The following is a 12,738-nucleotide window of genomic DNA, read 5'->3' as shown; positions in this document are numbered from 1 at the left end:
GGGCCGGGGCCGCCGCCCGGGCCTCCTGGGGGGTCAGGCCCAGGGCGGCCACGGTCAGGGTGGCCGCCACGGCCGCCGCGGTGGGGGTGCGGACCATCGTGGGCTCCTCGTATGCGCCTATATGTCGAAGTGACCCGACGGTAACGGGAGTTGCTTACCTGAGGTAACCCATCAGTAAGTTACGCGAAGGTAACGATTGATCGAATTCCCGGTGCGGTCGCGGCGGCGGCCCGACCGGCTGCGGCGGAGCGGTGTCCCCCGGTCAGCCGTTCTGCGGAGCGCCGTTCAGCGCGCTCTTGGCCTTCCACTCGTCCCAGGACAGGTTCCACTCCCCGTACCCGTTGCCGATGTCCGCCTTGCCCTTGGAACCGCTTCCCGTCACCTCGACCGCGTCGCCGACCTGGGACGAGTCGAACAGCCACTTGGCGTCGGAGTCGCTCATCCCCACGCAGCCGGAACTGGCGTTGCTCCGGCCGAAGTAGGCGGAGTTCCACGGCGCGGCGTGGATGTACATGCCCGACCAGGTCACCCGCATCGAGTAGTCGACCAACTTGTCGTAGGAGTCGCCCAGCCCGACGGTCTGGGAGTCCATCCGGATGGTGCCCTCCTTGCTCATCAGCACCATCTTCCCGGACCAGGAGGCCTTCTTGCCGCCCGGCGTGCCCGCCGAGACCGGGATCGTCCTCACCGTCTGCCCGTTCTCGACCACCGACATCTTCTTGCTGTCGAGGTCGACCTGGAGCCGGCGGTCCTTGCCGATCTTGAAGTTGGTGTCGTAGTCGCGCACGAAGTAGCCGCCGCCCTGGCCGGAGTCCACGCCGTTCAGGTTCATCTCGACCTTGACGTCCGTCCCCGGCTTCCAGTAATCCTTCGGCCGCCAGTCCACGCGGTCGCTGCCGGTGTGGTCCTTGAACCAGCCCCAGGAGCCCTCGGTGTTGTTCGACGTGGTCACCTTCAGGCGCTTCTCCACCTCGGCCTTGTTCTTCACCGGGTTGTCGAAGACCAGCGAGACGGGCTGGGCCACACCCACCGTGCCGCCCTTGCCGGGGACGATCGTGACCTTGTTCACCTTGTCCGCGGCCACGGTCTTGAACTGGGCGCTCGCGCTCTGGCTGTCCGTGTTCTGCGCCTCGACCTTGTAGTCCGTACCCGGCGCCGCGTTGCGCTCCGAGGTCCAGGTCCGGCCGTCGTCGGCTATCTTCCCCGGCAGCTCCCCGCCCTTGCCGTCGGACACCTTCACCTGGGCGAACTTGCCCGCAGCGAGCGTGACCTTCACCGGCTCGCCGGGCTTGGCCTGCTCGCCCGTGAGGTTCACGGAGATCGCCATGGCCGCCTTGTCCTTCGGCTTCGCCTCGCCGTCGGCCTTGTCGCCGCCGCCCGTGCAGGCGGTCAGCGCTGCGGCCATGAGTGCGGTGCCCGCCAGCATGGCGTGGCGGCGGTGTGCGAAACGGCGTGTGCGGCTCAACGAAAACCCCTCCAAAGCGACGGTCATCCGGATCGGAAGATGCGGAAAGGGCGACCTCAGGTTGCACAATCCGCGGAAAAGATCCGAGTTCCTTCCTGTGACGCCGCACTGCAGGGAAACGGTCATGGTTCCGTCACAAACGCCGTGCAGATCCGTCACGGACGCCTGGGAGTCTCCTGTGCGTCCCGCCCCGGACGAACAGGAAGGCCGATCCGCCGTGTGCCCACTGCTCGCGACCCCCGCCCACCAGTAGCACCGGAACCAGGACCGGGCCACGGCCGGAGTACCGGCCGGGACGCGACCGGAACCGGGAGCGGGAGTTCCGCTCCCTGGCGGCGGCCGAATACCCCACCTTCCTTTCCCGGAACCGGAATGCAAGCTTTCTGCAGTCCTCGTCCTGGGCCGGGCCAAAGGACCTCTGACGCGCGAAACGGTCGGATGCCGCCACCGAAGGGGAAATTGCCGGAGCCGCGCTGGTGCTGTACCGCCAATTCCCCGACGCCCGCACCTACTTCGCCCCCCTCACCGGGGCCGCGTCGCCGACCGTTCCTCCCCGTACCCTCGGAGAGGCCGAGCACGACATGCGCGGGTACTCTCCACTCTCGACCCCGGCGAACGCCCATTCGGACTGCTGCGCCGGAAGCCCGGTACCGGCGGGCACGTCGTCGAAACGCCCGGAGAGTGGGAGATACCGTTGGACGGACACGCCGACACGGCGTTCTGCAAAGCCTTCCAGACCTACCTGTGCCGCCGGTGACGGCCGCCGCACCCGCTGCCGACGCCGCCGCACCCGCCGCCGATGCCGCCGTGACCACCGCCACGACCGCACCCGGCGCCGAGGCGCCCCCCGCCGCAGCCCCCAAGACCTCGGTGCTGCGCAGCGGCGCGCTCATGGCCGCCGGCTCGATCGTCTCCCGCGCCACCGGATTCGTCCGCTCCGCCGTCGTCGTCGCCGCCCTCGGCACCGGGCTCCTCGGCGACGCCTACGCCGTCTCCAACACCGTCCCGAACATCATCTACATGCTGCTCGTCGGCGGCGCCCTCAACGCCGTCTTCGTGCCCGAGCTGGTCCGCGCCGCCAAGGAGCACCGGGACGGCGGCGCCGCCTACACCGACCGGCTGCTGACCGCCTGCACGGCCCTGCTCGTCCTGCTCACCGCCGTCGCCGTGCTGGCCGCGCCGCTGATCGTGGCCGCGTACACCCCGTACACCGGCAGCCAGGCGAGCACCACCGTGGCCCTGGCCCGCTACTGCCTCCCGCAGATCCTGTTCTACGGGCTGTTCACCCTGCTCGGGCAGGTGCTGAACGCCCGCGGCCGGTTCGGCGCGATGATGTGGACCCCCGTCCTCAACAACCTCGTCATCATCGGCGTCTTCGGCCTCTTCCTGTACCTCTCGCACCACGGCGCGCAGGGGCTGACCGCCGGCGAGACCCGGCTGCTCGGCCTCGGCACCACCGCCGGCATCGTCGTCCAGGCCCTCGCCCTCATACCCTCCCTGCGCGCCGCCGGCTTCCGCTGGCGCCCCCGCTTCGACTGGCGCGGCCAGGGCCTGGCCCGGCCGCTGCGCAACGCGGGCTGGCTGGTCATGCTCGTGTTCACCAACCAGATCGGCTACTGGGTCGTGACCCGCCTGTCCACCACCGCCGGCCGGCAGGCCGTGGAGGCCGGTCTCGCGGGCGGTGCCGGCTACACCGCCTACAGCAACGCCTACCAGCTGTGGATCGTCCCCCAGGGCATCATCACCGTCTCCCTCGTCACCGCCCTCATGCCCCGGATGAGCGCCGCCGCCGCCGACGGCGACCTCGCTGCGGTCCGCCGCGACGTGTCGTACGCGCTGCGCTCCAGCGCCGCCCTCGTCGTCCCGGCCGCCGCGCTCTTCGCCGCCCTCGCCCCCTGGGTGATGGGCAGCGTCTTCGGATACGGCCGCACCGGCGCCGCAGACATCGAGGCCATGGCGGGAATGCTCGCGGCGTTCGCCCCCGGCCTGATCGCCTTCTCCGGCCAGTACGTCCTCTCCCGCGGCTTCTACGCCCTCTCCGACACCCGGACCCCCTTCTTCCTCAACCTGGTCGTCGCCGGGCTGAACGCCGGGCTCTCCGCCGCCGCCTACCTGCTGCTGCCCCCGCGCTGGGCCGTCACCGGCATGGCCGCCGCCTACACCGTCGCCCTCTTCGCCGGCCTCGCCGTCACCGCGTACGCCCTCGCCCGGCGCCTCGGCCCCCGCCGGGGCAGCCCCGGAGCCGGCACCGCCACCGCGCTCGGCACCCACCTGCGGCTGCTCGCCGCCGCCCTGCCGGCCGCTGCCGCCGGATACGCGGCCGCCCGCGCCGCCGACCGGTCCGGCCTGGGCGACCTCGCCGCGGCGGGCGCGGGAACCGCGGTGATCGGCCTCGTCGTCCTCCTCCTCGCCAGGCCGCTGCGCCTGACCGGGATCACCGATCTGCTGGCCTCCCTGCGGCGCCGCACCGGCCGTTAGTGCTCTGACCGGCAGCGTTCACCGCCTCACGACGCTCCCCGGCCACCGCAGGTCGTCGCCACCGGGGCGGAGGTGATCGAGGTGCGGCTCCCGTTCCGCGTCGGCAGCCTGTGGGACCCCGCCCGCCGCCAGGCGGTGTGCACCGCGCTCTCCACCGGCGCCTCGCCCGTCCGCGCCGTGCCGGCCGGCACGCACACCACCGTGCACCACCGTGCGGGCCGGCCCCTGCGGGCCGGGCGTCGTGGGCTGACCCGGGCGGGGCACGGCATCCGGTGCGGGCCGGTCCTCTTGCGGCGGGCGGCCCGCACCGCCACCGTGGGCGCATGCACGCCGCCGCCGAGCAGCCCGAAGCCGGCCTCCCCGACGTCTTCGACCCCCGCATCTACGCCGCGGGCATCCCGTACGAGAGCTACCGGCTGCTGCGCGACCGGCACCCGGTGGCCTGGCAGGACGAACCGGAGGTCCAGGGCTGGCCGGCCGGACCCGGCTTCCGTGCGGTCACCCGCCACGCCGACGTGGTCCGCGTGCTGCGCGACCACGCCACGTACTCCTCCTGGCTGGGCGCCACCCAGATCCGCGACCCCGACCCGGCCGACCTGCCCTTCCTGCGCCGCACCATGCTCAACCAGGACCCTTCCCCCCGGCCCTGCGGCCCCGGGGAGCCGCCCACGGACCACGGCAGGCTGCGACGGCTGGTCTCCCGCGCCTTCACCCCCGCCCGCGTCGACGCCTACGCCGCCCGCGTCCGGGAACGGGCCCGTACGCTGCTGGCCGCCGCCCGCGCGAAGGCCGAGGACGGCGCCGTCGACGTGGTCGCCGCCGTCACCGACGAGTACGCGCTGCTGAACCTGACCGACCTGCTCGGCATCCCGCCCGGCGACCGCGCGCTGCTGCTGGAGTGGACCGTACGCGTCATCGGCTACCAGGATCCCGAGGACGTGCCCGAACCCCTGCGCGCCCCCGACGGCACGCCCCTCAACCCCCGTTCACCCGCCCTGCTGGGCGAGATGTTCGGCTATGCGCGCGAACTGGCGGCCCACAAGCGCCGCCACCCGGGCGACGACGTGATGACCTCCCTCGCCGAGGCCGGACTCGAACCGGCCGAGCTGGAGATGTTCTTCTTCCTGCTCACCGTCGCGGGCAACGACACCGTGCGCAGCGCGGCCCCCGGCGGGCTGCTCGCCCTCGCACGGGCCCCCGGCGAGTACCGGCGGCTGGCCGCCGGGGAGGTGCCGGCCGGCAGGGCCGTGGAGGAGCTCCTGCGCGTCCACCCGCCCGTGCTCAGCTTCCGCCGCACCGCGACCGTCGACACCGAACTCTCCGGGCAGCCGATCCGGGCCGGGGACAAGGTGGTGGTCTTCCACGCCTCCGCCAACCACGACGAGCGCGTCTTCGCCGATCCCGGCCGCCTCGACCTCGGCCGGCACCCCAATCCGCACGTCTCCTTCGGCGACGGCCCGCACGTCTGCCTCGGCGCCCACTTCGCCCGGCTCCAGCTGCGCGTCCTCCACGAGGAGTGGCGTACGGCCATGCCCGCGCCGGAACTCGCGGCTCCGCCGCGCCGGCTGGTGTCGAACTTCATCAACGGGATCACACGGCTGCCGCTGCGGGTGTCAGGGCCGGCCCGGTGACGTCCGCCAGCAGCTCGGCCACGTCCGGGCCGTAGGCGTCGGAGTGGGTCACCTTCAGCACGACGCAGAACGAATCCCCCCGGTACCTGCGGGCCAGCTCCCGGTGGTTGCGGGCCAGGTACCGGGCGCCCGCCTGGTTGCTGATCGCCGTCTGCCCGCATATCAGGAACACCGGGCGGGTTCCCGGACGGGCCGTCAGCCGGGCCAGCAGCACGTGCTCCACCTGGCCCTTGTCCCATCGGTACGACTCTCCGCCGACGCGGATCGCCAGGCGGTCCGGTTCCGGTTCCTCGTACGCGCCGATCCGCACGCCCGGCAGCATGGAGGACAGATGGGCCATCGTCCGCGTGTTCGAGGAGGGGCCTCCGACGCAGAACTCCGTGCGCTCGCCGATGCCCTGGCGGACCGCGTCGTGGGAGACGAGCCGGAGGTTCGCGCCGCAGTCCTTGATCAGGGCCGATATCTCCAGCAGCGCGAAGGCGTCGTTACGGTGTACCGACCACGCATCGGCGTCCGGCTTACGGTTGACCACGAACACGCAGTCCGATCCGGTGGGCAGGCCGAAGAACGCCTGTTTGCGGCGCAGCGCGCGGCGCCACAGATAGGTCCGCGTGAACCAGCCGAAGCCGCCGCTGACAGCGGTGGCCGCCACCCCGAGCACGATGTTGCGCAGGTCGTCGTTCATGCGCGGGATGCTATGCGCTCCGCGGGAAGTGCCGCGATGGGGCCGGCGATCGTCCGCGGCCCGGGTCTTCCTGACGCGGGGGGTTCGGTGAAGTTACAGTGCCGACCGCAGCCCTGTCGCCAGGGGGCCGACAGGCCGTCGACCGGAGGTACGCCATGCGTCGTCCCGCTCCACGCCACTTAAGCCTCGCCGTCGCCCTCACCGCGGCGCTCGTCTCCACCGGCGCCGCGGCCCCGCCCCCGGCGGCCGACGGGCCTCCCGCCAAGGTGCCCGTCGCCGTGGGCTACGGCGGGGTCGTCGCCAGCGTCGACCCCGACGCCACCGCCGTCGGCATCGCGGTCCTGCGGTCGGGCGGCAACGCGACGGACGCCGCCGTCGCCACGGCCGCCGCGCTGGGCGTCACCGAGCCGTACTCCGCCGGCATCGGCGGGGGCGGGTACTTCGTCCACTACGACGCGAAGACCCGCCGGGTGCAGACCATCGACGGCCGCGAGACCGCGCCCGCGTCGGCCACTGCCGGGCTCTTCCTGGAGAACGGGGCGCCCATCCCGTTCGCCGAGGCCCAGACCAGCGGTCTCTCGGTCGGCGTCCCGGGCACGCCCGCCACCTGGCAGAGCGCCCTGGACGCCTGGGGCACCAGGCCCCTGTCCAAGCTGTTGAAGCCCGCCGAGAAGCTGGCCCGCGACGGGTTCACCGTGGACCCCACCTTCCGCGCCCAGACCGAGGCCAACGAGGCCCGTTTCAAGGACTTCCCGGCCAGCAGCAAGCTGTTCCTTCCGGGCGGCGCCCTGCCGGTGGTCGGCTCCACCTTCAAGAACCCGGACCTGGCGGCCACGTACGCCGAGCTCGGACGCAACGGCGCCGGAGCGCTGTACCGGTGGCCGCTCGCCGACGAGATCGCCAACACCGTCCGCAAGCCCCCCGTCGACCCGTCCGCCACCCGCACCGTCCGGCCCGGCGACATGACCACCCAGGACCTGAGGGCGTACGGGACCAAGCGGCAGGAGCCGACCCGGATCGAGTACCGCGGGCTCGACGTCTACAGCATGGCGCCGTCCTCCTCCGGCGGCACCACCGTCGGCGAGGCGCTGAACATGCTGGAGCGCACCGACCTGGGCGCCCTCTCCGAGACGCAGTACTTCCAGCACTTCATCGAGGCCTCCCGGATCTCCTTCGCCGACCGGGGCCGGTGGGTCGGCGACCCGGCCTTCGCACAGGTGCCCACGCGCCAACTGCTCTCGCAGCGGTTCGCCGACGCGCGCGGCTGCCTGATCAACCCGGAACACGCCCTGACCAGCCCCCTGGCCCCCGGTGACCCGTACCAGCCGAAGCCCTGCGACGCCCCCGGCCGGCCCGCGCCGACCACCTACGAGGGCGAGAACACCACGCACCTGACGGTCGCCGACCGCTGGGGCAACGTCGTCTCGTACACCCTGACCATCGAGTCGACCGGCGGCAGCGCGATCACCGTTCCCGGCCGCGGCTTCCTCCTCAACAACGAGCTGACCGACTTCTCCTTCGCCCCGGCCGCGCCCGGGGTACCGGACCCGAACCTGCCCGGCCCGGGCAAGCGGCCCCGCTCGTCCATGTCCCCGACCATCGTGCTCGACCACGGCCGGCCGGTCCTCGCGGTGGGCTCGCCGGGCGGCGCCACCATCATCACCACCGTCCTGCAGGTCCTCACCGAGCACCTGGACCGGGGCATGCCGCTGGTCGAGGCCATCGCCGCGCCGCGCGCCAGCCAGCGCAACCAGCCCACGACGGAGCTGGAACCCGCCCTGTGGAACAGCCCGCTGCGCGGACAACTGGAGAAACTGGGCCAGGCGTTCCGGCTGAACCAGGAGATCGGCGCCGCCACCGGCGTCCAGCGGCTCCCGGACGGGCGCTGGCTCGCGGCCGCCGAGAAGACCCGGCGGGGCGGCGGCTCGGCGATGGCCGTCCACCCGCACGGCAAGCCGTAGCACGATCAGAGTGCGGTGAGGATCCTCGGGCCGTCGGCGGTGATCGCGACCGTGTGCTCCGCGTGCGCGGCGCGGCTGCCGTCGACGGTCCGCAGGGTCCAGCCGTCCCCGTCGCAGCGGTAGTCGTCCCTGCCGCCCGCCGTCACCATCGGCTCGATCGCCAGGACCATGCCCGGGCGCAGCTTCATGCCGCGGCCGGGCCGACCCTCGTTGGGCACGCCCGGGTCCTCGTGCATGCTGCGGCCGATGCCGTGGCCGCCGAAGTGCTCCGGAATCCCGTATCCGGCGGCGCGGCAGACCGTGCCCACGGCGTGCGCGATGTCGCCGATGCGGTTGCCGGGCACGGCGGCGGCGATACCGGCCGCCAGGGCCGCCTCGGCCGTCTCGATCAGCCGCAGGTCGGCGGGGCGCGGGCGGCCCACGGTGAAGCTGACCGCCGCGTCCCCCGCCCAGCCGCCGAGCAGGGCCCCGCAGTCGATGCTGACGAGGTCGCCGTCGCGCAGCCGGCGGTCGTCCGGGATGCCGTGCACGATCGCGTCGTTGACGGAGGCGCAGATCACCCCCGGGAAGGGGACCGGCGCGAAATGCGGCCGGTAGCCGAGGAAGGGCGAAGCCGCCCCCGCTCCGGCGAGGACACCGCGCGCCACCCGGTCCAGCTCCAGCAGGGACACACCCACGCGCGCCGCATCCCGTACGGCCGCCAGGGCCCGGGCGACGACCCGGCCCGCGGCGCGCATCTCGTCGATCGACCGTTCCGTCTTGATCTCCACCATGCCAATAACTATACCGGTAAAACTATACCGGTAAAGCTATACCGGGATGATTGTTGGGCCGGCCGGTACGATGGGCCCATGGTCCGAACCCCCCTGACCCCCGAAGAGCGCGAGCGCGGCGAGCGCCTCGGCACGCTGCTGCGCGAGGCCCGCGGCGGGCGCAGCATGGTCGAGGTCGCGGCAACCGCCGGACTCTCCGCCGAGACCCTCCGCAAGATCGAGACCGGCCGGGCTCCCACCCCGGCCTTCTTCACCGTGGCCGCCCTGGCCGAGGCGCTCGGTCTCTCCCTGGACGACGTCGTCCGCGGCTGCGCGCTCCTCCCCGCCTGACCCGTTCCGGTGCCGACGGGCCGTCGTTCGGGCGGCCGCGCGGGCCGAACGGCGCAATCGGCGGGGGCCGCGGCCGGGCGCGGGGCAACGTGAGGGAGTGTCAGCCAGCAGCACAGCCGAACGACTCGGACTCGGCCTCCTCGGCGCCCTCCTGGCGGGCGGCCTCCTCCTCGCCGCCTGCGTCGTCCCCGACGGCCGGTCGGACGGTGCGCGCCGCCACCCGGCCGCCCCGTCCGCCGCCCCCGCGGGGAGGGCCATGGCGCGATGACCCGATCGGGGCGGGGCATTCGGGTCAATGGCCGCCCTCAGCCCGGGTGAAGTGTTTCGGCAGGTCAGCGCCCTCCTGGGCTGCACGGTATGCACAACCGCACCACCGCGGCCGGTATCGCCGCCGCCGCTGCCTTCCTGCTCCTGTCCGCCGTCGGCCCGGCCGGCGTGCAGGGGGCAGGAGCCGTCGGGGAAGCAGGCCAGGACCGGCATCCTGCGACCGTTCTTCTGCCGGACCGGGACGTCGGCTACGGTGGCCGCGATGTCGGCCAGGAGTCCTCGGGCGGCGAAGTTGCGGTCGGCCGACAGATCATTCCCGGCCAGGCCGGGCAGCAGGCGTGGGGCGTAGGTGGGAGGAGGACGGCGTCCGCGGTGCGTGCCGGGCCGAGGCCGGCCCCTGACTGCTGGACGCCGGGTGGCTGCCTGCTGGAATGCTCTCCCGCCGCGGGCCTGTCCCTGAACAACGTCAAGCGTACGCCCGCGCCTCAGGGCCTGTCGGGTGGCTGATCATGCGTGGAGCGCGACGGTCTGGTTCTGGCCTCCGGGCATGGCGACGGCCCCGGAACGATCACGTGGTGTGTGCCGGTGCGACAACTCCGAAGCCGTCAGCGGCCCATGCTGCCCATCCGGCCTGACCGATGAGATGGGGGAGATCATCCAGCCGCTCCTTCCCGTGCATGACCTGCGAAAAGGCGGCGGCGTGCGCACATACGCAGACCGGTTGGTGCTTGACTCGGTCTTCTGTGTGCTGCGCTCGGGCTGCCAGTGGTGGATGCTCCCGCGCGACCTGATGCCCTGGGATGCCGCCCACCGCTGGTCCACCAAGTGGCGCCGGGACGGCACCTGGGACCGCGTCCACGACGAGCTCCGCTGCCAGGTCCGGATCAGGGCCGTCGAGGACCTCATCGCGGCGCAATCAACCGGCTACCCGACAGGCTCCAAGAGCCTGGGCGTTCGGCGGTAGTCCGTCGGGCCCCGGTAAGCCGGTCACCCGCGAGGACATCGTGGAGGGCGGGATTCCCGGCAAGCACGGCAACCTGGCCCCGGCAGAGCAGATCAGATGAGGCAAGGATGACCATGAAACTCTCGTTCGACGGCAACTGGCGCGCGACAGTGACGGACAATCCGCTGCACATCACCCCCCGCTTCACCGGCGCCGCCTCCGTGGACGTCGCACACTACGCGGACGTGATGGAGCGTGAGCGGTTCCTCGCGGACACCTTCGGCAGCCAGGACTGGCTGTGGGACGCGCCTGACGTCCTCCGGTTCGACAAGGCCGGCCAAGAGCTGGTCGGTGTTCGGTTCCACTGGCCGGAAGAGTCCGCCTCCGCAGAGGAAGCCGCCCGTCTTCCCCTCACGCCCCCGGTACGCCCGGGCGGGCTCCGTGCCGATGAAGCACGGGACTTCCGGCACGAGAGGTGCACAGTGCTGTGCCGTGCGCCCAGGGACACCGTGCTGACCTGTCTGCGCGACCTCGGCGTTCTCGACGAGCCGCTGGACGCACGTATCGGCATCGCCCCCGACGTGGCTCTCCTCGTCCAGCACGGCACCGTCGTCGGCTGGAGCCTCACAGATCCTGCACGGTACTTGACCGCCGACTTCGCAGACCCCGACCCCGATCCGCCCTCCCCCGCAACCCGCCGACTGCTCACCGAATGCCTGGACCTGATCACCACGCCGATCGTCGAAGACGTCGTCGAGGGTGAACCAGCCGCCCTGGCCCGCCTTCGGGCCGCCGACGAGGCCTTGCGCGGACAGCGCGAGGACCGGCACCGAGTCGACGCCCTGCTCCAGCTGATCGCCACCTATGTGGAGGACTACGGGAACGGGTGACCCGAAGGTCCAGGTTTCCAGGGCCCGACGGGGGGCGGGGCACCGGCTTCTCAGGCTGACCCATGCCCTGGTTCGTGAGCACGGCACCTGCCGACGCCGAGCGGCCGGTAACGCATGGCGTCGGCACCGCTGCCGTCCCGCCCTGCCCGGCCCGGTCCGCCACGCGGGGACGAGCCGCTGGGCAAGCTGCTGGGTCCGGGCGGCTTGTCGACGGCTACCTGATCGTGCCTGGGTGGAATGCAGAGGGGAGAACGGAGACCAGCCTGCGGCGGGGCGTCTCGAGGAGTTGCCGGCAGAGGAGAAGACCGCGTTGGAGCGCGTCAGCACGGAGGCGCGCCCGGGCGCCCGGGGCCGGGTCCCGGAGCCGTGGCGTAGCCTCGGGGGATGAACCTTGAAGAGCTCGGGCGGGCGAAGTACGTCAGCCTCACCACCTTCCGGAAGGACGGCACGCCCGTCGCGACGCCCGTGTGGGCAGTCGCCGACGGCGGCGAGCTGTACGTCTGGACGCGGTCCGACTCGTGGAAGGTCAAGCGGATCCGGAACGACGGGCGGGTCACCCTCTCCCCGTGCGACGTACGCGGGCGGGTCGCGCCCGGCGCGCCGGTGATCGAAGGCCGGGCGCGGCTGCTCGATGAGGCCGGGCTGAAGAGGGTGCGGCGGCTGATGTCGCGGAAGTACACCTGGCAGTTCTGGTCGGTGGACGTGCCGGGCGCGCTCGTCCGGTTCGGGCGGCGCCCGCACACGGGGATCGCCGTCAAGGTTTGAGATTCCCGTAGCCCGCCTGTAACAACGGTGGGTTCCAATGCGGGCATGGAGACCGCGGCTACGCTGGTGATCACTCAACTCTCGGGCTACTTACGCGGGTTGACGCAGAGACTGGACCCGGGGGCGGGGTGGTACGGGGAGTTCCTGCGCCGGGACCCCGAGGGCCTGCGGGCCTGCCTGGACGGGGCCGCGATGCCGCCGTGGGACGTGGTGGAGTCGCTGCTCGACGATCTCGCACGGGCGCGGGGAGCCGAGTTCGCTGCGCGGGAGATGCAGTACGCGGCCCGGCTCCGGGCCGAGGCCGCGGCCGTGTGGGACCGGCTCCCGGGCGGGGCCGGGGAGTTGCGGGACCTGATCGCGGACGCCGCCGGGCAGCGGGAGGCCGCGGAGGCGGCGGCACGGAGTCTGACGGCGCGGCTCGCCGCCACGGCGGACCGGGCGGAGGCCGACGCGGTCGCCGGGGAGCTCGCCTGGCTCCGGGACGATGCGGCCCGGGCCGCATCCCGGCACGAGGACTTCACGACCCGCCTGACCGCCCTGACCACCACCC

General features: G+C 72.7%; 12 protein-coding genes and 1 pseudogene. 10 read left to right on the top strand and 3 right to left on the bottom strand.

Going from position 1 to position 12,738, the window contains the following annotated elements:
• Positions 1-262 precede the first annotated feature (262 nt).
• Positions 263-1,426, bottom strand: a complete 1,164-nt coding sequence (locus HYE82_RS26440) for an Ig-like domain-containing protein (RefSeq protein WP_256987717.1) — start codon at positions 1,424-1,426, stop codon at positions 263-265.
• Positions 1,427-2,272: 846 nt separating this feature from the next.
• Between HYE82_RS26440 and murJ the strand changes: the two genes are divergently transcribed.
• Positions 2,273-3,943 (top strand): murein biosynthesis integral membrane protein MurJ, encoded by a 1,671-nt coding sequence (murJ, locus tag HYE82_RS26435; protein ID WP_179176663.1) that lies wholly within the window; start codon positions 2,273-2,275, stop codon positions 3,941-3,943.
• Positions 3,944-4,266: 323 nt separating this feature from the next.
• Positions 4,267-5,574: a cytochrome P450 gene (locus tag HYE82_RS26430; protein WP_179176660.1), complete on the top strand. Its 1,308-nt coding sequence runs from the start codon at positions 4,267-4,269 to the stop codon at positions 5,572-5,574.
• Here the strand turns inward: HYE82_RS26430 and HYE82_RS26425 are convergent.
• Positions 5,534-6,259 carry a hypothetical protein gene (locus HYE82_RS26425; RefSeq protein ID WP_179176659.1) on the bottom strand — a complete coding sequence of 242 codons (726 nt, stop codon included), beginning with the start codon at positions 6,257-6,259 and terminating at the stop codon, positions 5,534-5,536. The genes HYE82_RS26430 and HYE82_RS26425 overlap by 41 nt on opposite strands.
• A 155-nt stretch (positions 6,260-6,414) precedes the next feature.
• Here HYE82_RS26425 and ggt point away from each other — a divergent pair, with 155 nt between their 5' ends.
• Positions 6,415-8,220, top strand: a complete 1,806-nt coding sequence (ggt, locus tag HYE82_RS26420; protein ID WP_179176658.1) for a gamma-glutamyltransferase — start codon at positions 6,415-6,417, stop codon at positions 8,218-8,220.
• Positions 8,221-8,225: 5 nt separating this feature from the next.
• Here the strand turns inward: ggt and map are convergent, their stop codons facing one another.
• Complete coding sequence (gene map, locus HYE82_RS26415; RefSeq protein WP_179176657.1) at positions 8,226-8,993, bottom strand: type I methionyl aminopeptidase; 768 nt, start codon at positions 8,991-8,993, stop codon at positions 8,226-8,228.
• A gap of 78 nt (positions 8,994-9,071) precedes the next feature.
• On the opposite strand from map, the gene HYE82_RS26410 reads away from it, so the two are divergent.
• The 7 genes and pseudogenes from HYE82_RS26410 to HYE82_RS26380 form a co-directional block, all read left to right on the top strand.
• Positions 9,072-9,323 carry a helix-turn-helix domain-containing protein gene (locus tag HYE82_RS26410; protein WP_179176656.1) on the top strand — a complete coding sequence of 84 codons (252 nt, stop codon included), beginning with the start codon at positions 9,072-9,074 and terminating at the stop codon, positions 9,321-9,323.
• Between the two features lie 97 nt (positions 9,324-9,420).
• Positions 9,421-9,591, top strand: coding sequence for a hypothetical protein (locus HYE82_RS26405; RefSeq protein ID WP_179176655.1), 171 nt, complete (start codon positions 9,421-9,423; stop codon positions 9,589-9,591).
• A gap of 89 nt (positions 9,592-9,680) precedes the next feature.
• Positions 9,681-10,097 (top strand): hypothetical protein, encoded by a 417-nt coding sequence (locus tag HYE82_RS26400; protein ID WP_179176654.1) that lies wholly within the window; start codon positions 9,681-9,683, stop codon positions 10,095-10,097.
• A gap of 40 nt (positions 10,098-10,137) precedes the next feature.
• Positions 10,138-10,554: a transposase gene (locus tag HYE82_RS26395; protein WP_306439633.1), complete on the top strand. Its 417-nt coding sequence runs from the start codon at positions 10,138-10,140 to the stop codon at positions 10,552-10,554.
• Positions 10,555-10,661: 107 nt separating this feature from the next.
• Positions 10,662-11,423, top strand: a complete 762-nt coding sequence (locus HYE82_RS26390; protein ID WP_256987705.1) for a hypothetical protein — start codon at positions 10,662-10,664, stop codon at positions 11,421-11,423.
• Between the two features lie 384 nt (positions 11,424-11,807).
• The gene (locus HYE82_RS26385; protein WP_179176652.1) at positions 11,808-12,188 is read left to right on the top strand and encodes a PPOX class F420-dependent oxidoreductase; all 381 of its coding nucleotides are present in this window, start codon (positions 11,808-11,810) and stop codon (positions 12,186-12,188) included.
• A 99-nt stretch (positions 12,189-12,287) separates the two neighbouring features.
• A pseudogene (locus tag HYE82_RS26380) lies at positions 12,288-12,738 on the top strand (hypothetical protein); the annotation flags it as partial.

The organism is Streptomyces sp. BR123 (genome assembly GCF_013401435.1).
Classification (GTDB): Bacteria; Actinomycetota; Actinomycetes; order Streptomycetales; family Streptomycetaceae; genus Streptomyces.
Note: the sequence above shows the minus strand (reverse complement) of the source record. Positions and strands in the feature narration are given on the sequence as shown.

Bases quoted from the DNA above. Each gene is read 5' to 3' on its own strand.
- HYE82_RS26440 (WP_256987717.1), bottom strand. From the start codon at position 1,426: ATGCTGGCGGGCACCGCACTCATGGCCGCAGCGCTGACCGCCTGCACG.
- HYE82_RS26430 (WP_179176660.1), top strand. From the start codon at position 4,267: ATGCACGCCGCCGCCGAGCAGCCCGAAGCCGGCCTCCCCGACGTCTTC.
- HYE82_RS26425 (WP_179176659.1), bottom strand. From the start codon at position 6,259: ATGAACGACGACCTGCGCAACATCGTGCTCGGGGTGGCGGCCACCGCT.
- ggt (WP_179176658.1), top strand. From the start codon at position 6,415: ATGCGTCGTCCCGCTCCACGCCACTTAAGCCTCGCCGTCGCCCTCACC.
- map (WP_179176657.1), bottom strand. From the start codon at position 8,993: ATGGTGGAGATCAAGACGGAACGGTCGATCGACGAGATGCGCGCCGCG.
- HYE82_RS26410 (WP_179176656.1), top strand. From the start codon at position 9,072: ATGGTCCGAACCCCCCTGACCCCCGAAGAGCGCGAGCGCGGCGAGCGC.
- HYE82_RS26400 (WP_179176654.1), top strand. From the start codon at position 9,681: ATGCACAACCGCACCACCGCGGCCGGTATCGCCGCCGCCGCTGCCTTC.
- HYE82_RS26395 (WP_306439633.1), top strand. From the start codon at position 10,138: ATGGCGACGGCCCCGGAACGATCACGTGGTGTGTGCCGGTGCGACAAC.
- HYE82_RS26390 (WP_256987705.1), top strand. From the start codon at position 10,662: ATGACCATGAAACTCTCGTTCGACGGCAACTGGCGCGCGACAGTGACG.
- HYE82_RS26385 (WP_179176652.1), top strand. From the start codon at position 11,808: ATGAACCTTGAAGAGCTCGGGCGGGCGAAGTACGTCAGCCTCACCACC.